The sequence below is a fragment of the Roseomonas chloroacetimidivorans genome (genome assembly GCF_049629625.1).
Taxonomy (GTDB): domain Bacteria; phylum Pseudomonadota; class Alphaproteobacteria; order Acetobacterales; family Acetobacteraceae; genus Roseomonas; species Roseomonas chloroacetimidivorans.
On sequence record NZ_JBNBZS010000028.1, the window covers coordinates 1 to 18,246 of the forward strand.

Annotated in this window: 18 protein-coding genes and 1 riboswitch; of the genes, 8 read left to right on the top strand and 10 right to left on the bottom strand. The window is 69.2% G+C overall.

Going from position 1 to position 18,246, the window contains the following annotated elements:
* The first annotated feature begins 123 nt into the window (after window positions 1-123).
* The gene (locus ACO1BU_RS20100; RefSeq protein WP_424137749.1) at window positions 124-573 is read left to right on the top strand and encodes a PaaI family thioesterase; all 450 of its coding nucleotides are present in this window, start codon (window positions 124-126) and stop codon (window positions 571-573) included.
* Window positions 574-641: 68 nt separating this feature from the next.
* Here the strand turns inward: ACO1BU_RS20100 and ACO1BU_RS20105 are convergent, their stop codons facing one another.
* Window positions 642-1,097 (bottom strand): hypothetical protein, encoded by a 456-nt coding sequence (locus ACO1BU_RS20105; RefSeq protein WP_424137750.1) that lies wholly within the window; start codon window positions 1,095-1,097, stop codon window positions 642-644.
* A gap of 241 nt (window positions 1,098-1,338) precedes the next feature.
* Here ACO1BU_RS20105 and ACO1BU_RS20110 point away from each other — a divergent pair, with 241 nt between their 5' ends.
* The 3 genes from ACO1BU_RS20110 to ACO1BU_RS20120 all read left to right on the top strand — a co-directional run bounded on the left by ACO1BU_RS20110 (window position 1,339) and on the right by ACO1BU_RS20120 (window position 5,595).
* A complete protein-coding gene (locus tag ACO1BU_RS20110) occupies window positions 1,339-4,122 on the top strand; it encodes a hybrid sensor histidine kinase/response regulator (protein ID WP_424137751.1) in 2,784 nt (927 codons plus the stop codon).
* A 217-nt stretch (window positions 4,123-4,339) separates the two neighbouring features.
* Window positions 4,340-4,768, top strand: coding sequence for a low affinity iron permease family protein (locus ACO1BU_RS20115; protein ID WP_424137752.1), 429 nt, complete (start codon window positions 4,340-4,342; stop codon window positions 4,766-4,768).
* Between the two features lie 89 nt (window positions 4,769-4,857).
* Entirely contained in the window at window positions 4,858-5,595 is a 738-nt protein-coding gene (locus tag ACO1BU_RS20120; RefSeq protein ID WP_424137753.1) for a transglycosylase SLT domain-containing protein, read from the top strand.
* A 40-nt stretch (window positions 5,596-5,635) separates the two neighbouring features.
* Here the strand turns inward: ACO1BU_RS20120 and ACO1BU_RS20125 are convergent, their stop codons facing one another.
* From ACO1BU_RS20125 to ACO1BU_RS20160, 8 genes are all read right to left on the bottom strand, one after another.
* Window positions 5,636-6,997, bottom strand: a complete 1,362-nt coding sequence (locus tag ACO1BU_RS20125; RefSeq protein ID WP_424137754.1) for a hypothetical protein — start codon at window positions 6,995-6,997, stop codon at window positions 5,636-5,638.
* On the bottom strand, window positions 6,994-7,458 hold the full coding sequence (locus ACO1BU_RS20130) for a molybdenum cofactor biosynthesis protein MoaE (protein ID WP_424137755.1): 465 nt from the start codon (window positions 7,456-7,458) through the stop codon (window positions 6,994-6,996). Before ACO1BU_RS20130 ends, ACO1BU_RS20125 begins: the two co-directional genes overlap by 4 nt.
* A gap of 7 nt (window positions 7,459-7,465) precedes the next feature.
* Window positions 7,466-7,717 carry a molybdopterin converting factor subunit 1 gene (gene moaD, locus ACO1BU_RS20135; protein WP_424137756.1) on the bottom strand — a complete coding sequence of 84 codons (252 nt, stop codon included), beginning with the start codon at window positions 7,715-7,717 and terminating at the stop codon, window positions 7,466-7,468.
* Window positions 7,714-8,403, bottom strand: coding sequence for a hypothetical protein (locus ACO1BU_RS20140; protein WP_424137757.1), 690 nt, complete (start codon window positions 8,401-8,403; stop codon window positions 7,714-7,716). Before ACO1BU_RS20140 ends, moaD begins: the two co-directional genes overlap by 4 nt.
* Before the next feature lie 95 nt (window positions 8,404-8,498).
* Window positions 8,499-9,113 (bottom strand): CDP-diacylglycerol--glycerol-3-phosphate 3-phosphatidyltransferase, encoded by a 615-nt coding sequence (gene pgsA, locus ACO1BU_RS20145; protein ID WP_424137758.1) that lies wholly within the window; start codon window positions 9,111-9,113, stop codon window positions 8,499-8,501.
* Between the two features lie 60 nt (window positions 9,114-9,173).
* The gene (gene uvrC, locus ACO1BU_RS20150; RefSeq protein WP_424137759.1) at window positions 9,174-11,375 is read right to left on the bottom strand and encodes an excinuclease ABC subunit UvrC; all 2,202 of its coding nucleotides are present in this window, start codon (window positions 11,373-11,375) and stop codon (window positions 9,174-9,176) included.
* A gap of 322 nt (window positions 11,376-11,697) precedes the next feature.
* Complete coding sequence (locus ACO1BU_RS20155) at window positions 11,698-12,090, bottom strand: dihydroneopterin aldolase (RefSeq protein ID WP_424137760.1); 393 nt, start codon at window positions 12,088-12,090, stop codon at window positions 11,698-11,700.
* Complete coding sequence (locus ACO1BU_RS20160; RefSeq protein WP_424137761.1) at window positions 12,087-12,863, bottom strand: SDR family oxidoreductase; 777 nt, start codon at window positions 12,861-12,863, stop codon at window positions 12,087-12,089. The genes ACO1BU_RS20155 and ACO1BU_RS20160 overlap by 4 nt, the downstream gene beginning before the upstream one ends.
* A gap of 237 nt (window positions 12,864-13,100) precedes the next feature.
* On the opposite strand from ACO1BU_RS20160, the gene ACO1BU_RS20165 reads away from it, so the two are divergent.
* Window positions 13,101-13,865, top strand: coding sequence for an SDR family NAD(P)-dependent oxidoreductase (locus ACO1BU_RS20165; protein ID WP_424137762.1), 765 nt, complete (start codon window positions 13,101-13,103; stop codon window positions 13,863-13,865).
* Entirely contained in the window at window positions 13,862-14,557 is a 696-nt protein-coding gene (locus ACO1BU_RS20170; RefSeq protein ID WP_424137763.1) for an SDR family NAD(P)-dependent oxidoreductase, read from the top strand. Before ACO1BU_RS20165 ends, ACO1BU_RS20170 begins: the two co-directional genes overlap by 4 nt.
* A 110-nt stretch (window positions 14,558-14,667) precedes the next feature.
* Here the strand turns inward: ACO1BU_RS20170 and ACO1BU_RS20175 are convergent, their stop codons facing one another.
* On the bottom strand, window positions 14,668-14,940 hold the full coding sequence (locus tag ACO1BU_RS20175; RefSeq protein ID WP_424137764.1) for a hypothetical protein: 273 nt from the start codon (window positions 14,938-14,940) through the stop codon (window positions 14,668-14,670).
* Between the two features lie 172 nt (window positions 14,941-15,112).
* Window positions 15,113-15,229: riboswitch (TPP riboswitch) on the top strand.
* A 93-nt stretch (window positions 15,230-15,322) separates the two neighbouring features.
* Here ACO1BU_RS20175 and thiC point away from each other — a divergent pair.
* Together thiC and ACO1BU_RS20185 are read left to right on the top strand one after the other, a co-directional pair.
* Window positions 15,323-17,125, top strand: a complete 1,803-nt coding sequence (gene thiC / locus ACO1BU_RS20180) for a phosphomethylpyrimidine synthase ThiC (protein WP_424137765.1) — start codon at window positions 15,323-15,325, stop codon at window positions 17,123-17,125.
* Between the two features lie 101 nt (window positions 17,126-17,226).
* On the top strand, window positions 17,227-18,216 hold the full coding sequence (locus ACO1BU_RS20185) for a Bug family tripartite tricarboxylate transporter substrate binding protein (RefSeq protein WP_424137766.1): 990 nt from the start codon (window positions 17,227-17,229) through the stop codon (window positions 18,214-18,216).
* Window positions 18,217-18,246 lie beyond the last annotated feature (30 nt).

The window sequence follows — 18,246 nt, forward strand, 5'->3', positions numbered from 1 at the left end:
CGAGCGCCTCCGCCACTTCGCCGCCCAGTCCGGCGATGACACCCTCCAGCCCGCCCCCCTCCTGCTCCGCCTCGCCGAGCAACGCTCCTCCTTCGCCTCCCTCGATGCAAAGGCCCAGGAGGCGTGAGCGCCGCCCCGGTGTTCGATCCCGCGGCCGCTGGCTGGTCGCTCCGTCCCCCAGCTGGGTTCTCTGGCCATACCGGCCCGCTCTGGATGCGGGCCGAGGGGGATGGCTGGGCTTATGGCGTGCTGACCGACGCCCACCACGCCAACGGGCACGGCATGATCCATGGGGGCATGATCATGACCCTGCTCGACAACTCGCTGGGCATGACAGTCTGGCGTGCCGTCGCGCCGCGGCGCTGCGTCACCATGCAACTCAACACGCATTTCCTTTCCGCCGCCCTGCCGGGGGAGTTCCTGGAGGCGCGGGGTGAGGTCGTGCGCCTGGCCAACTCGGTCGTCTTCGTCCGTGGTACCGTCACGGTTGGCGAGCGCATGGTCGCCACCGCGGACGGAATCTGGAAGATCCTGTCCGCCAAGGCTGGCACGCCGCAGAGTGATCCGGCCTGACAGGCCGCCCGGTCGCACCCGGTGCCGGAAGGCTCCGCATATCGCAGCCTTCCGTCCGAGGCGGGTTTTCAGCGGATCGGCGTGCCGCCGCTGTTCGGATCGGCCTCCTGCTCCCGTCGCGCCTCCTCCACATCCTCCTTCGAGACGACCCCAAGGGTGTGCAGGTCCGGGTCGCCTCCATCGGCGGCTTCGACATGACTCTTGATGCTGCGCAGCGCGCTGGCGGCATTGGTCGTGGGGTCGTTCGGGCTCTCATCCCCGTGCGGCTCATCCCTCTCCTCGGCGCTTCCGGCAAAGGTGAGGGAGAGGTCAGCCACGTCGCCCTTGCCGATCACCGCCATCTCCCCGGCGGGGGAGGCCGTCCAGCGAATGATGCGGGCGCCCGGATCGGCGCTCAGCCCGGGATCGGGCAGTCCATCCGCCTCATGGCGGAGATGGGCGAACCAGTGGCGGGCATTTCCCGGTTCCGACAGCCAGGCGAAGAGGCGGTCCGGGCTGGCGTGAACGGTGATCCTGGTGTGCATGGGTCCCTCCGGGTCTGCCACCCTATCGCCCGGCGGAGGGCCGGGTTTCGCAAAGGCCCAGCCAGGAAGAGAACGAGGCGCCTGTTATCCACCGTGGAACGTCCAGGGTCTTGATCACGCCCGGCAAGGATGGGCATTGCTGTGAGGGTCCGGCTTGCGGCCGGACCGCTGACGACGAGGTGAAGGTGAACCACCCCGCGACTGGCCCCGGCGTGCAGCGTCCTGTCTGGCGGATGCCCACATGGCCGTGACACCCGGGCCTGCTTCCGGACCTGATCATGGCTCCTCCCTGGCGGAGCTGCGCCGGCTTGCCGGCCCCCTTTTCGGAGCCATCGAGCGCTCCGGCATGGCCATGGTGGTCACCGACCCGCGGCGGGAAGACAATCCCATCGTCTATGCCAATGCGGCCTTCACCCGGCTGACTGGCTACCTGGCCGAGGAGGCGATCGGGCGTAACTGCCGCTTCCTCCAGGGGCCAGATGCCGACAAGGCCACCATCGCCACCCTCTCCGCAGCGATCAGGGCTGGCCAGCCTGTCGAGGTGGAGATCCTGAACCGCCGGCGTGACGGCGTGGCCTTCTGGAATGCCCTGACCATCACGCCCGTCGCCGATGGCGCGACGCCCATCTTCTTCCTGGGAACCCAGGCCGATGTGACGGCGGCCCGGCAGGCACCGGCGGCGGAGGCCGCGCTGCGCGCCCGCCGGGACGAACTGGGCGAGGTAAATGAGCGCCTGCGCCACACCCTCTCCAGCTCCGGTTTCGTGGCTGCCTGGGACTGGGACGTGGCGATGCGCAGGATCACCGGCGACGCCCGTTTCGCTGCCCTCTACGGCATCAGCCCGGAGGAGGCGGCGCGTGGCATCGCGCCCAGCGTTTTCTTCTCCATTATCCATCCGGAGGACCGGCCCCGCATCCGCCTGGCCGTCGGTGCCATCCTTCGCGGCGCGGATCTCTTCTCGAAGGAGTACCGCGTCCTCCTGCCCGGCGGCGCCATCCGCTGGGTCCAGGCGCGCGGCCGCTGCTATGCGGACGAGCTGGGCCGGCCGGAGCGGTTCCTCGGTACGCTGGTGGACATCACCGACCAGAAGCGGGTGGAGGAGCGGCTCCGCATCGCCCAGACCGCGGGTGGTATCGGCACCTTCGAATATGTCGCCGGCTACGCCACCGTTTCCGTCTCCACCCAATTCTGCCAGCTGCTCGGCCTCCAGCCCGCCGCCGACCTGCCGGTGCGCACCGTTAACGCAGTGGTGCAGGAGGGCGACCCCTACATCATCGACGTGGCGGCCCTGCCAGCCGCCGGCACGGTGTCCCAGGCCGAGTTCCGGATCACACGGCCCGACACGGGCGAGACGCGCTGGCTGAAGCGACGCGGCGAATATCTGCGTGATACGGAAACGGCCGATCTGCGGCTCAGCGGCGTGATCTACGACATCACCGCCACCAAGCGGACCGAGGAGCGCCTCCGCACCCTGAATGACCGGCTGGAGGCGGAGGTGGCCGAGCGCACGGCAGACCGCAACCGCCTCTGGCGCCTCTCTGCCGATATCATGCTCGTCCTACGCCTCGACGGCACGATCGCCGCGGTGAACCCGGCCTGGACCACGCTGCTCGGCTGGGCGGAGGAGGAGCTGGTCGGGCGGCGCGTCCTGGATTTCGTCCACCCCGAGGATGTCGAAGGCGGGCACCAGCGGCTGGCACTGCTGAGGAGCGGCGGTTCGCTGGACCGCTCGGAGGACCGCTATCGCCACAAGGATGGCAGCTATCGCTGGATCAGCTGGTCCGCCAGCCCCGGCGAAGGGCTGATCAGCGCCGTCGGCCGGGACGTGACCGCGGAGCGCGAGCAGGCCGAGATCCTGCGCCAGACCGAGGAGGCGTTGCGGCAATCGCAGAAGATGGAGGCGGTCGGGCAGCTTACTGGCGGCATCGCCCACGACTTCAACAACCTGCTCACCGGGATCGTCGGCAGCCTGGAGCTGCTGCGCACCCGCGTGGCACAGGGGCGCCTGGCGCAGGTGGAGCGCTACATCACCGCTGCCGAAGGCGCCGCCAACCGCGCCGCCGCGCTGACGCACCGCCTGCTCGCCTTCTCCCGCCGGCAGACTCTCGATCCGAAGCCGACCCAGCCCAACCGGCTGATCCAGGGCATGGAGGATCTGATCCAGCGCACCATGGGGCCGGCAATTCATGTGGATACGGTGCTTGCGGCCGATCTCTGGCCGACCCTTTGCGATCCGAACCAGCTCGAGAATGCGCTGCTGAATCTCTGCATCAATGCGCGGGACGCCATGCCCGAAGGCGGCCGCCTGACCATCGAGACGGCCAATTCCTGGGTCGACGACCGGGCGGCACGGGAGCGGGACATGCAGCCCGGCCAGTATGTCGCGATCTGTGTCACCGATACTGGTACGGGCATGCCGCCCGAGGTGGTGGCACGCGCCTTTGACCCCTTCTTCACCACCAAGCCGATCGGCCAGGGCACCGGCCTTGGCCTGTCCATGATCTACGGCTTTGCCCGCCAGTCTGGTGGCCATGTCCGCATCCGTTCCGAGGTCGGGCAGGGGACGACCATGCGCCTCTACCTACCCCGTCACTGGGGTGAGGCGGAGGAGCCCGACGGGGCTGAAGGTAGCGCCGAGGCGCTGCGCGCCCGCGAGGGTGAGACGGTTCTGGTGGTGGATGACGAGCCGACCGTGCGGATGCTCGTCACCGAGGTATTGGAGGAGCTGGGCTATGCCGCGATCGAGGCGGCGGACGGCCCCGCTGCCCTGAGAATCCTGCGTACCGGCGCACGCATCGACCTGATGATCACCGATGTGGGCCTGCCCGGCGGCATGAATGGCCGCCAGGTGGCCGATGCGGCACGGCAGGCGCGACCAGGGCTGAGGGTATTGTTCATCACCGGTTATGCCGAGAACGCCGCCATCGGCAGCGGCGATCTGGAGCCTGGCATGCATGTGCTGACCAAGCCCTTCGCGATGGAGGTCCTGGCGGCCCGCGTCAAAGCGATCTTCGAGGGCGGCTGAACCCGCAGCCGGACCGGTTGCCGCGGCACCGCACCGCTGCCGCGCGGCCGGGCGTGGCCTTCGGCTATGGTGGCTGACAACGCCGAAGCTGGACGGGTCATGAAATGACCGACACCTCCGCCGCATCCACGCCTTTATCCCTTGTTAAGATTAGGGCGCGATTTCCAAGTGGAGCGGCATCGCCCGGCATGGCGGTGGCTCCGGGCAAGGTGGAAGCATGTCGCTCTCGAAGATGTTCAACGCCGCGTCCAGCCGCGTGGCGCATGCCACGGGCCGGCCGATAACCTTCGTGATCTGCGTTGGCGTCGTGCTCGTCTGGGCCATTTCCGGCCCCTTCTTTGGCTTTTCCGACACTTGGCAGCTCATTATCAACACCGGCACGACCATCGTGACCTTCCTGATGGTCTTCCTGATCCAGAATACCCAGAACCGGGATGGCGCCGCCATTCAGGCCAAGCTGGACGAGCTCATCCGCACCAGCGCCGCCGGTAATGCCTTCATTGGCATCGAGCATCTGACCGAGGAGGAGCTGGACGAGATCCGCAGCACCTGCGAGCAGCGTGCCCGCATGGCGGAGGCTGCCGATTCCGCCGAGGACCAGGCCAACCGCCGCGCTGCCCGGGCCGCGGACCTCGCCACCCGCTGAATTTTCCGGGGCGAACGCCCTGCGCATACCGCGCGGCGGTCCGTCCCATGCGCTTGACGCGTGGTATGCGGGGCGCGACCTCCGCCCGCATGTCGTGCCCCCGTCCGATCCAGGTCCTTCTCGGCGCCGCCATCCTGTTGGGCACCTTCGCGCCCGCCCGCGCACAGGGCGCCGCCGAGGACTGGACCGCCTGCCGCCGCGCCATCGCCGCCGTGGAGCCTGGCTCCGGAATTCCGCCCGGGCTTCTTGGTGCCATCGGCCTGGTCGAGGCTGGCCGAGCGGCCCCCAATGGCCGCCCGGAGCCCTGGCCCTGGACCTGGAATGCCGAGGGTGAGGGCCATACCGCCCCAACCAAGGCCGCCGCCATTGCGGCCGTCGCCGCCCTCCAGGCCCGCGGGATCCGCTCCATCGACATTGGCTGCATGCAGGTGAATCTGTTTCACCATCCCGACGCCTTCGCCAACCTCGACCAGGCCTTCGATCCCCAGGCCAATGTCCGTTACGCCGCCCGCTTCCTGACTCGCCTGCGCGCCGCCGCGCCTGATTGGGGCGAGGCCATCGGCCGGTATCATTCCGGCGAGCCCGAGCGTGGTGCTGCCTATAATCGCCGCGTCGCCCTGGCCCGCCTTGGTGCCGCCTGGGGCCGGGGCGGGACTGTACCGCTGCCGCCTATGCGCAGCCTGGCCGGGCTCTGTGCCCCCGGCCGCCAGCCCGCCCTGCTGATCGGCGGCCCGGCCGATGCCCGGCGCTTCATGCGGCCCGGAGTGAAGCGCCCGGTGCCTGTGCCACGGTCGACGCGGCCGCGGATGGCCTGCCTGCGGCGGTGAGGATGCCCGGATGGCCGCGGGGTGGCGCAGCCTCCCGGGATCAGTCGCACGAGGCTTGCCGCCTCATTCCCAGGACCACCGCTCCCGCCAGCAGCAGCCAGGCCAGCCGCGCCCCGTAGCGGTCGTGCGGCCCGCTCAGGGCTCCCGTGGCAAAGGCGTTGGCGAGAATGGCGATCCCGATTCCCACCGCCACGCCCAGCACCAGCCGGTCCCGCCACCCCAGCCAGGCGAGCAGCGCCAGCGCCACGGCCCCCAGCACCAGTGCCGGCGCCTGCACCCAGAGAAAGGGCGCGACCAGCACCGGCAACTTCCCCTGCCAATGCGCGCCCGCCTGGAAGCGCGCGGTCTCGGCAGGGCCGAAGGCCTGGATCATCGGCAGTACGCCCTCGCCGATATTGTGCCGGCCCAGCGTGTCCCCCACGCGGTTCGCAATTAGCTGCTCCAGCGTGTCCCGCACCGCCTGCCAAGCCACGGTGAGGGGTTCGCGCCGGATCGTCTCGCCGATGATGGCCGATGCCTCCGGAGCCAGCCTCATGCCGCCGAAGGACCGGGGACGGCCGGTTTCGTCCTGGTTCACGGGGCTGGTAGGCTCCCAGAGGAAGATGTCGCTCGGCAGCAGCTCGGGCGGGCAGGGGCGCATTGTGCAGGCCCGGGGACCGTAGGGCTCCAGCCGGCCCTTGAAGGCACAGAGCGCCCAGCCGGCCTCGGGGCAGCGGGCCTCGATGGTGCGGATCGCGGGGCCGTTCGCCACCATCCGCGCCAGCAGGAAGGTCGAGCCATAAGGCGAAAGCGCGAGTCGCCCGTGGCCAACGAAATTCGTTGCCAGCAGTAGGAGGACGGCCCCGGCCAGCGGCACCGCCACGCGCACAGCCCCGCGCCATCCGGCCAGCAGCGCCACCAGGATCAACGCGCCGAACATCGGAAGGTGGGACAGATGCGCCGCCGTTCCGATCGCCCCCAGCAGGAAGAGCCAGATCGACTCACCCCGCGACAGCGAGCTCCAGCCGAAGCCCAGCAGCAACGCGCAGAGGACCACTGCCGGCGTGAGCACGTCCGGCATGACCAGCGCGACGGAGAAGGGTGCCGCCGTCAGCGCGGCCACCACGGCGCAGAGCAGCAGGTGCCGCCCCGGCCCGGCGCCGCCGCCGAAGGCGCGCAGCGCCAGCCAGAGCAGGTGGGACAGCATCACGCCCTGGGCGATCACCACGGGCCAGAGTGTGCGGTGCCAGTGGAAGGGGAAGATCAGTGGCCCGTAGATCCAGGGCTTGTCCCAGATCATCAGCGGCCCGAGGGTCTGGTTCAGGAAGGCCGCGGTGTCGCTGAACAGCAGCGGATAACCGGCCAGGAAGGCCGGCCAAGCCAGCAACAGCCCACCCGCCAGAACCGGCAGGACAGCCCTCAACCGGCTGCGTCCCACCCCTGCGTCCGGGCCTCATCCTCCGCACGCGCCTCGACCCAGCGCTCGGCGCCGCCGGCAAACTCCTCGCGCTTCCAGAAGGGCGCGCCTGTCTTCAGCCAGTCGATCAGGAAGGCGCAGGCCTCCAGCGCGGCCACACGGTGGCGGCTGGCGGCCAGCACCAGCACGATTCCCTCGCCCGGCAGGATGCGGCCGACACGGTGGATCACCGTGCAGCCCGTCAGCGGCCAGCGTTCGCAGGCCTGTTCGGCGATACGGGTGATCGCGCGCTCGGTCATGCCGGGATAGTGCTCGAGCACCAGCGCATCCAACCCGTCATCGGCGCGGCAGAGGCCGATGAAGCTGGCGACGCCGCCCACATCCACCCGCCCGGCGGAAAGCGCCGCCGTCTCGGCCGCTACGTCGAAACCGGCCTCCTGAACGCGGATGGTGGGCGCGATGTTCATCCCGCCCTCAGCCACCGGTTACCGGAGGGAAGAAGGCCACCTCGTCGCCGGGAGCGACGGGATGGTCAGGGCCGCAGAATTCCTGGTTCACCGCCATCCGCACCTGGGCAGGGTCAGCGAAAGCGGCGGCATGGCCAGGCGAGCGGGTCGCCAGCCAGCGCACCAGTCCGCCCATGTCGCGCACCTCCGGCGGCGGCGAGACGGATTCCTCACCCGTTCCGACACGCTGCCGCAGCCAGGCGAAATAGAGGATCTTCATCTGGGCGTCGGCACCGTCTGCACACTGCCATCCGGCCCGATCAGCGTCGTGGTGTTGCCATCACGAATCGCCGTGCCCGTGCCAATGCCAGGCTGCGTGTAGGTCTGGATATTGCCGGCCCCGCCGGTGATCGTCGCGGGCGGCCCGCCCGGCACGGGCATAACCTGCCCCTCGACCCGCGGCGGAGGCGGATAGGCGGGCTCGCCGCGCGGCACGCCCGCGCGCGGCACGGGGGGCGGCTCGAGCGGCGGCAGCGCCTCCGAGCTGCCCCGGCGGCGCGGGGTGACCGTGCCGGGCGCCGGGGCACGCGGATTCGGTGCGGCCTGGGGCGGCACGTCGGGGCCGGGCTGGAACGTGTCCCGCAGCCGCGGCTGCGGCGCCGGGCCGCGCTCCTGCCGGGCCCGCTCCAGCGCCTCGGAGGGCGCGCGCTCCTGCGGGGGCACGATCGCGGCATCCGGGTTCTGCAGCGTGGCGCGCGGCGCCTCCTCGGCCGGCCAGACATTGCCGGGCTCGGGGGCCAGCACCTCGGGCTCGGTGGAGGTGCCCATGACGCGCTGCACGGTCAGGCTGTCCGGCACGCCGATTGGATCCCTGCGGCCGAAGGGCGCGATGTCGATGTCGCCGCAGCTCACCAGCAACAGGGCGAGCGGCAGGCCGGCCAGCAGCCCCGGTCGAAGGCGGTCCATCCTGAAGTCCTCTTTCGCTCAGCCTGCCCTTGAGCAGGCCTGACGTGATTCGCAATCCGCTGCGGCGCAGGATGCGCCAGTCAGCCCTCTTTTTGCTACCCGGCCTGCTCGCCGGCCTGATCGCCTCGACGCAACCCATCCTCAGCCGCCGCATGCCGCATGCCAGCTGTCATGTAGTCCCAGCCCGTCCAAAGTGTCAGGACCGCCGCCACCCAGAGCCCGGCCTCGCCGAGCCAGGACACCGGCAGGAAGCCCAACCCGATGACCGAGGCGCCGCTATCCCCCGCGATGATGGTGCCGATCGAGCCCATCTGGAATCCAGTCTTCCACTTGGCCAGCCGGGTGACCGGCAGCCCGATGCGCAGCCCCGCCAGGTATTCCCGCAGGCCGGAGACTAAAATTTCGCGCAACAGAACAACAATGGCCGGCAGCAGGCCCCAGGGCGAGAGGCGGCCCATCCCCGCCAGCAGCATCAGCGCCGCGCCGACCAGCAACTTGTCCGCGATGGGGTCCAGCATGCGCCCGAAAGCGGTCAGCACGCCGCGTTCCCGCGCGATCTTGCCGTCGAAATAGTCGGTGATCGCCGCCGCCGAGAAGACGGCGCAGGACAGGATATCCCCCACAGGGCTGCGGAGGAACATCAGCCCGACCAGCAGCGGGATGGCCGCGATGCGGGAGAGCGTCAACAGGTTCGGCAGGTCGGTGGGCATCCGAGGCTCCTTGTCGGCACCCCTAGCCCAGAACGGCGCGAGGGGAAACGCGGGCCCTGATCAACCCTCCACCTCATGCCCTGCCGCATCGGCGGCCAGGGGAGCGGTGAGCGCCTGCGCCCCCTCCTGCGTTTCGTCCTGCGTTCCGCCTTCATCCGGGGCTTCGGCAATCGCGTCCACCGCGGCGGCCTTCGCCCGCCTTCCCCCACGCGGCCGCACCGGCTCCAGCGGGCCGGTGGTGCCGGGGTGGAAATGCTCATAGACGCGCTTCGCGACGGCAGGGCCGATTCCCGGACAGTTCCGGAGGTCCTCCAGCGCCGCGTTCCGCACCCCGCGCGCCGAGCCGAAATGGTTCAGCAGCGCCCGCTTGATCGCGGTGCCGACGCCGGGGATCTCGTCCAGCTCGCTCTTCACCAGGGACTTGGACCGGCCGGCGCGGTGGGTGGTGATGGCGAATCGATGCGCCTCGTCCCGCAGCCGTTGCAGGTAGTAGAGCACGGGGTCGCGCGGCGGCAGTTGGATCGGGTCATGGCCGATCCGGTGGAACCATTCCCGCCCGGCATCCCGGTCCGGTCCCTTGGCGACGGCCACCAGCGGCACGTCGTGGATGCCCATTTCGGTCAGGATCTCCCGCGCGGCATTGAGCTGGCCGATGCCGCCATCGATCAGTACGAGGTCAGGCCATGTGCCGCTCTCGCGCTCCGGGTCCTCTTTCAGGGCGCGGCCGAATCGGCGCTCGAACACCTCCCGCATCATCGCGAAGTCGTCGCCGCCGCGTGGACCGCCGGTGGATTTCAGCGCGGTGCGGCCAGCTGCATCATGCGCCAATGCCGTCACATCCTCTTGCGCCAGGGGCTCGGTGCCGGTGGCGTCTGCTGGGGCCGGGCCGTGGTCGGCGCCCTTGCGTCCCTTCGGCGCGATCGCCCCTTCACCCCGGATCGAGAACTTCCGGTAGGCGTTCTTGATGAAGCCGGAGGGGCCAGCCACGACCATCACGCCATAGGCATTGGTGCCCTGGATATGGCTGTTATCGTAGATCTCGATCCGCTCGGGCACGGAGGGCAGGTCAAAGAGCTGCGCCACGCCCTGCAGCAGCTCGCCCTGCGCGGCGCCCTCGGCCAGTTTCCGTTCCAGCGCCTCCCGCGCGTTGGTCTGGGCATGCTCCACCGCCGCGCGCTTGTCTCCGCGCCTGGGGTGGTGGACCTCCACCTTGCGGTCGGCCTTGATCGCAAGTGCCTCGGCCACCAGCGCCGCTTCCGGCAAATCGTGGGAGACGAGCACGAGGGGCGGGGGCGGCAGATCGTCATAAAGCTGGCCCAGGAAGGCGGTGATCACCTCCGCCGGCTCCGCATCCGCCCGGATACCCGAGAGGAAGAAGGGCCGGTTGCCGTTGTTGCGCCCGCCGCGGAAGAAAAAGACCTGCACGCAGGCCTGGCCCGCCGCCTGGTGCAGCGCGACGACATCGGCGTCGCCCACATTCTCCATGTTGATGCGGTCGCGGCCCTGCACATGGGTCAGGCCGCGGATGCGGTCCCGGATCGCCGCCGCCCGCTCGAATTCCAGCCGCTCCGCGGCCTCCTCCATCTCCCGCGCGAGGCGCTTCTGGATGGAGGGCGTCTCGCCGGAGAGGAATTGCGTCGCCTCGCGTACCAGCTCCGCATAGTCCTCCTGCGAGACGCGGCCGACGCAGGGGGCGGAGCAGCGGCGGATCTGGTGCAGCAGGCAGGGGCGGGAGCGGCTGTCGAACACCGTGTCCCGGCAGGAGCGCAGCAAGAAGACGCGCTGGAGCGCCGTGAGAGTCTGGTTCACCGCCCAGGCGCTGGCGAAGGGGCCCCAGTAGGAAGCGCCTTTGCGCCGCTCCCCCCGGTGCTTGGCGATCTGTGGATAAGGATGATCTTCCGTGATCACCAGCCACGGATAGGACTTATCATCGCGCAGGACGATGTTGTAGCGCGGCCGCAGCCGCTTGATCAGATTCGCCTCCAGCAGCAGCGCTTCGGCCTCGGAGGCGGTGGTGATCACCTCCAGATGCCGGGTCTCGAAGACCATGCGCTTCAGCCGGTCAGGCAGCTTATGGACCTGGGTATAGGCGTAGACGCGCTTCCGCAGGCTCCGTGCCTTGCCGACATAGAGTGCGTCCCCCTTGGCATCGAGCATCCGATAGACGCCCGGTGAGTAGGGAAGGGTGGCCAGCGCCGTCTCGATCACCTCGCGCCCCTCCATGGGGGGCAGGGGGGTCGTCTGCTCGTTGGAAAAGGCCATCAGGCTTGTTTCCGCTGGGTTTCTCGATGGCCCTCCGGGGTTGTCCCCGGAAGCTGTGGATAAGCTTGTGGAAAGGAACGCGCCACACTGCGCCGAGTACAGGCCCGCAAGGCTTCGCAACGCGCCTGCCCAATTCTTAGGCAAGAAACTAAGTTATTGTTTTCCAAACCCTTTGCCCGGCCTCTGGCTTTCATGCTTCGTTCACATTGACCTTCGGGCCGCATTCCGCAAACCCGGCGAGGCCGGCCGTTACGTCGGGGGATGAAGTTTCTCACTTCAGTGCGACAGGTGTTGACAAAGTCAGAATTGTTGCAGGCTTGCGTCAGCCGCGCCGTCGCTCCACGCTGACTCCGACTGCTCCGACATCCGCTACGATGTCCGGCTTCTCCACGGTCACCCGCACCGCCTCCACCCGCTCATCCTCCAGACAGGCGACGGCGATTCGCTCGGCCAGGGTTTCGGCCAGCTTGGTATGGCCGGCAGTCGCCACCGCCCGCGCGCGGTTGGCCACGGCGCCGTAATCCACCACGCGCTCCAGCCGGTCCGGCCCGACACCCGAGGGGGCGGCGTCGTCGCGCACCAGCAACTCGATTCCGATCACCACCCGCTGCGGCGCCTGCTCCTTCGGATAGATGCCGAGCCGTGCCTGCACCGTCAGGTCCCGCACGAAAACCCGGCGCAAGCCGCGCACCGCGTCCGGAACATAGGTCGTCATTCCTCGGGTTCCCCATGGTCGCGCGCCGGGGACCATTGCAGGTGCTGCCCCCCGTCGAGCGCGATCATCTGCCCGGTCATTGCTGGCAGTGAAAGGATGGCCAGCACCGTCTGCACCACCTCCTCAGGGCTCGACCCGCGGCGGAGCGGCGTGCTCTCGCATTGCGCATGGAACTGCGCCTCGCTCTGGCGCGCGCTGGGCAGGGTGGGGCCGGGGCCGATCCCGTTCACCCGGATGCGCGGCGCGAGGGCCAGGGCCAGGGACTGCGTCATCGCCCAGAGCCCGGCCTTGGAAATGGTGTAGCTAACGAAATGTGGCGTCAGCGACAGCACGCGCTGGTCCAGCATGTTCACCACCGCGCCCTCGGCTCCATCGGGAAGGGCGAGGGCCATGGCCTGGGTCAGCACGAAGGGCGCGCGGAGATTCGGCTCCAGATGCATGTCCCAACTCTCGCGGGTCGCGTCGTCCCATTCGTCGCGTTCGAAGCGGGAGGCGTTGTTCACCAGCACGCCGATCGGCCCCAGCTTCGCCGTCGCGTCGGGGATCAGCGCCTCCACCTCCGCCTCCCGCGCCAGATCGGCGCGCAGCGCCACGGCGTTCCGGCCCATGGCACGGATTGCCTCCACGACCTCGTCCGCCTCCGCCGCGCTGTGCCCATGATGCACGGCCACGTCGAAGCCTGCCTCTGCCAGGCCAAGCGCGATGGCACGGCCAATTCGTTTCGCGGCGCCTGTGACGAGGGCCGCCCGGGGGATGCTGGGAGCGATTTTCATGAGCGGCCTGAAATAGGGGCGGAGCTGGCCGGGCGGGAGGGGGGATCGGGGCGGTCGATGCCCGGCCCCCGGGGTCGCTCCACCCCGGACGAAGCCGCCGGCGCTGCGGGAAGTCGTTTCGTCAGCCGGTGCGGTGCGATGGTCAAGGGCGAAGCTGGTCCGGATTGTGCCGATACCATGCCTGAATCGGTTGGGGTTCCAGTTGCCCAGGCAGGGCGGCGGTGTCATCGGGGAAATATGGGCGACACGCAGCGCAACATCGGCACGGGCCAGACCCGTAGCGACCTGTCCCAGACGGGACTGGCGGGGAAACGCGCCTTGGTCACCGGCCACCGGAGCGGCATCGGCGCAGCTATCGTGGCCGTGCTGGAGTCCTCGGGTGTCAGGGTGGAGGGGCTCGATCGCCCCGAGCATGACCTGCTCGACATTCCCGCCATCGCCCCCGCTGTGGAGGCCGCTGTCGCGCGGCTGGGTGGGCTGGAGCTGGTGGTGAACAATGCCGGCGACACGATCCTCGGCACTCTGCTCGACACGCCGCTCGCCGAGGCGGAACGCATCATGCGGATCAACTGGCTGGCGCCCTTCGCGGTGATGCAGGCGGCCTTGCCGCATCTGCTGAAGCGGGGCGGGGCGGTGGTGAACATCGCCTCCGACCAGGCGCTGATCGGCAAGCCGGCCTCGGCCGCCTATGGCGCATCCAAGGCTGCGCTGGCGCAGATGACGCGCTCCGCCGCCCTCGACTTCGCGACGCAGGGCATCCGCTTCAACGCGGTGGCCCCGGGCAGCACGGATACTCCGATGCTGCGCGCCGTGATCGCCGACCTCGCCGCCCGTAACCCCGATCGCGTGCCGGGGGACGCCGCCTACACCGCGGCCGTGCCCCAACACCGCTTCGCCCATCCAAAGGAGATCGCTGCCGTGGTCGCCTTCCTTCTCTCTGACCATGCGAGCTTCGTCACGGGCGTCGTGATGCCCGTCGATGGTGGAACGACTGCAGCATGAGCGCGATTCTGATCACCGGCGGCACGCGCGGCATCGGCCTGGCCTGCGCGCGCGTCCTGGCCAAGCAGCAGCACGAGATCATCGTTGCCGCCCGCGGCGCGCCGGATGAGATCCTGCCGGATGGCGTGCGTCACATTCCCTGCGACGTAACCGACCCGACCTCCGTCCGTACCCTGTTCGGCGCGGCCGGGCCCATCCGGGCTGTCATCCTGGCGGCAGGCAGCGCGGGTGGCGATCCAGCCACGCCGGATGAGGGCTTCTGGCGCCGCATCATGTCCGTGAACCTCGACGGCGCCTGGCGCTGCGCGGAGGCAGCCGCCTCTCGCCTGCCGGATGGGGAAGGGCGGATCATCTTCCTCGCCTCCGTCCTCGGCCTGCGGGCCGTGCCGGACCAGGTCGCCTATACCGCGGCCAAGCACGGTGTGATCGGGCTGATGCGGGCGATGGCACTGCGCCTTGCCCCGCGCGGGATCATGGTGAACGCCCTCTGCCCGGGCTGGGTGGATACGGCGATGGCCCGGTCCCGTTGGAACGAGTTGGGCATCACGGCGGAGGATGCCGCGGCTGGCACCCCCACCCGGCGCATCACCACAGCCGATGAGGTGGCGCGCACGGCGGCCTTCCTCCTTTCCCCCGCTGGGTCGAACATCACCGGGCAGGCTCTGGCGTTGGACGGCGGCGCCGCCCTGTAAGGAATCTTCGCGGCTCGCTTGCGCAGGAAGGGCCTGCTCCGGCGCAACGGAGCAGGCCCTTTTCAATACGGTCTGTTCAGGTTTCGGGCCAGATGGCGATCACACGGCGATCACTGGGAGCCGGAGCCGCCCTGGCCGGACGGGTTCGCGATGCCGGGCTCGCCGGCCTGCGGGTTCGGTGGAGCCCCGGCCATGGTGCTCGGGGCGGCAGGGACAGCGGCGGCCCCGGGCGAGCCGGCACCCCGATCAACCGTTACGCCCTGCGGATTCTGCGGCGTTGGGGCGGTGGTCACGGCGCCCGGGGCACCGGGGGACTGGGCGAGCGCCGGGCCGCCGATCAGGCCGGCTGCGAGAGCAAGTGGAAGTCCAAGTTTCCTCATCATGCATTGCTCCTCTGGCTGCGTGCTCTGCCAACGCGGCTTTCTGGGGAGCGGTTACGCCCTGTAAAGGATCCTTAACCCAGCCCCGCTCATCCCTCATTGGTTTCCCTGACCTGCTGTGATCGCAGCTTGGCCATGATTGCTTGACAGGCCGGGCTGGCAGGGACGAGGGTGCGCCCTTCACCAGGGGTGTCCCGACAAGGGGCTGAGATACGGCTGGCTTCGGCAGCGCCGTGACCCGATGAACCTGATCCAGTTCATGCTGGCGTAGGGACGGTGCGGATGCCTGCGGCCCCTCATGGGCTGGCTGTCATGGCCTTGGCGGGTGATCCATTTCCTCCTTCGCATTGGGGCTGGATCGCTGCCGCGAAGGGAGCTCCGGCTCATGCCTCTTGATACTCCGCAGGTCACCACTGCACCGCTGCCGGCCTCAAGGAAGGTGTTCCGGCCAGGCCAGCTGCATCCGGCCATCCGCGTGCCCATGCGCGAGATCACGCTGCACCCGAGCGCTGGCGAGCCGCCGGTCATGGTCTATGACTCTTCCGGCCCCTATACCGATCCGGACGCCGACATCTCCATTGACCGCGGCCTGCCCCGTATCCGTACGGGCTGGATCGAGGCGCGTGGCGATGTCGAGGTCCATGAGGGGCGCGAGGTTCGCCCCGAGGACAACGGCAATGTCTCCGCCGACCACCTCACCCCGGCCTTCCCGGTTCGTCACCGCCCGCTGAAAGCCAAGCCTGGCAAGGCGGTCACGCAGCTTGCCTATGCCCGCGCCGGCATCATCACGCCGGAGATGGAATATGTCGCCATCCGAGAGAATCTCGGCCGCGCGCAGGTGAAGGCGGCGCTGGAGCGCGACGGCGAGGATTTCGGTGCCTCCATCCCCGATTTCGTCACGCCGGAATTCGTGCGGGATGAGGTGGCACGTGGCCGTGCCATCATCCCCGCCAACATCAACCACCCGGAACTTGAGCCGATGGCGATCGGCCGCAACTTCCTGGTGAAGATCAACGCCAATATCGGCAACTCCGCCGTCACCTCCTCCATGGCGGAGGAGGTGGAAAAGATGGTCTGGGCCATCCGCTGGGGCGCGGACACGGTGATGGACCTCTCCACCGGCCGCAACATCCACAACATCCGCGACTGGATCATCCGCAACGCGCCCGTGCCCATCGGCACCGTGCCGCTCTACCAGGCGCTGGAGAAGGTCGGCGGCATCGCGGAGAACCTGACCTGGGAGGTGTTCCGCGATACGCTGATCGAGCAGGCCGAGCAGGGCGTCGACTATTTCACCATCCATGCCGGCGTGCGCCTCGCCCATGTGCCGCTTACCGCGGGCCGCGTGACAGGCATCGTCTCACGCGGCGGTTCCATCATGGCGAAGTGGTGCCTGCACCATCACCGCGAGAGCTTCCTCTACGAGCATTTCGAAGAGATCTGCGACATCTGCCGCGCCTATGACGTGTCCTTCTCGCTTGGCGACGGGCTGCGCCCCGGCTCTATCGCCGATGCGAATGACGCGGCGCAGTTCGCGGAGCTGGAGACGCTGGGCGAGCTGACGAAGATCGCCTGGGCGAAGGACTGTCAGGTCATGATCGAGGGGCCGGGCCATGTGCCCATGCACAAGATCAAGGCCAATATGGACAAGCAGCTCAAGCTCTGCGGCGAAGCGCCCTTCTACACCCTCGGGCCGCTGACCACCGACATCGCGCCGGGCTACGACCACATCACCTCGGGCATCGGCGCTGCGATGATTGGTTGGTTCGGCACGGCGATGCTCTGCTATGTCACGCCGAAAGAGCATCTCGGCCTGCCCGACCGCAACGATGTGAAAGTGGGGGTGATCACCTACAAGATCGCGGCCCATGCCGCCGATCTCGCCAAGGGCCATCCCGCCGCGCGTATTCGCGACGACGCGCTCTCCCGCGCACGCTTCGAGTTCCGCTGGGAGGATCAGTTCAATCTCTCGCTGGATCCCGATACCGCGCGCAGCTTCCACGACGAGACGTTGCCGAAGGAGGCGCACAAGGTCGCGCATTTCTGCTCCATGTGCGGGCCGAAATTCTGCTCCATGCGGATCTCCCATGACATCCGTGCCGAGGCGCAGAAGGAGGGCATGGAGGCCATGGCGAAGAAGTACCGCGAAGGCGGCAGTCTCTACATGCCGGTGAACCCGGGCGAATAGGGCAGTGACGGGGAGGGCGGCCGCGAGACGGCCGCCCTTGCGCCCCGGCACGCCCTCCGCTTCCTTCCCGGCCAGAGGTCACGTCCGGGACTCCCCAACCCATGCGCCTGCCGCGCCGCTCGCTATTGGCCGCTTTCGCGGCGCCGTTGCTTGTTCCCTCGCTTGCCTGGGCCCAGGGCAGCATCCCGCCTGGCTGGCCCGACCGGCCCTTGCGCCTCATCCTGCCCTACACGCCTGGCGGCGGCACGGACGCGGTGGCCCGCGCCCTGGGCGCGCATCTCACCAACGCGCTTGGCCAGCCGGTCGTGGTGGAGAACCGCCCGGGGGCTGGCGGCAATCTCGCCACCGAGCTGGTTGCGGGCGCGCGCCCGGATGGGCTGACCCTGCTCATGGGCAATCAGGGCCCGATTTCGGTGAACCCCACGCTGTTCGGCCGGAACCTGAAGGTGAACCCGCTGACCGCCCTGGACCCGGTCGCAATGGTAGCCGAGACGCCGCTGGTTCTCGTGGTCGGCCCCGCTACCCGGTCGGGTAGCCTCGCGGAGCTGATCGCGGAGGCGCGGGCGAAGAGGGGGCAGATGAACTATGCCTCCCCCGGCAATGGTGCGGCGGGGCATCTGGCCATGGCACTCCTCCTCCAGCAGGCCGGGGTGGAAGCGACCCATGTTCCCTTCCGCGGCGCCGCCCCGGGGCTGACGGATGTGGCTGCCGGGCATGTCGCCGCCATGATCAGCACGCTGCCTTCCGTGGCCGGGCTGGTGCAGGGCGGCGCACTGCGTGCGCTGGCCGTGACCGGAGACCGCCGTGTGGAATCCCTGCCGGATGTTCCGACCGTGGCCGAAACGCTGCCGGGTTACCGCGTCACCGCCTGGTACGGGATCCTGGTTCCCCATGGCACGCCGGAGCCGATCCGGGCCCGGCTGGAAGCCGCGATCCTCGAGGGCCTGGAGAGACCGGAACTGCTGGCCAGCCTCCGCCGCGAGGGGGCAGTTCCGTATCCGATGACCGCCCAGGTCTTTGGGCGCTTCATCGCGGCGGAGCACGACCGCTGGGCGCCGGTGATCCGGGCGGCGGGCATCACGGCCGACTGACACCATCCGTCGCGGGCATGCCGGCGAGGA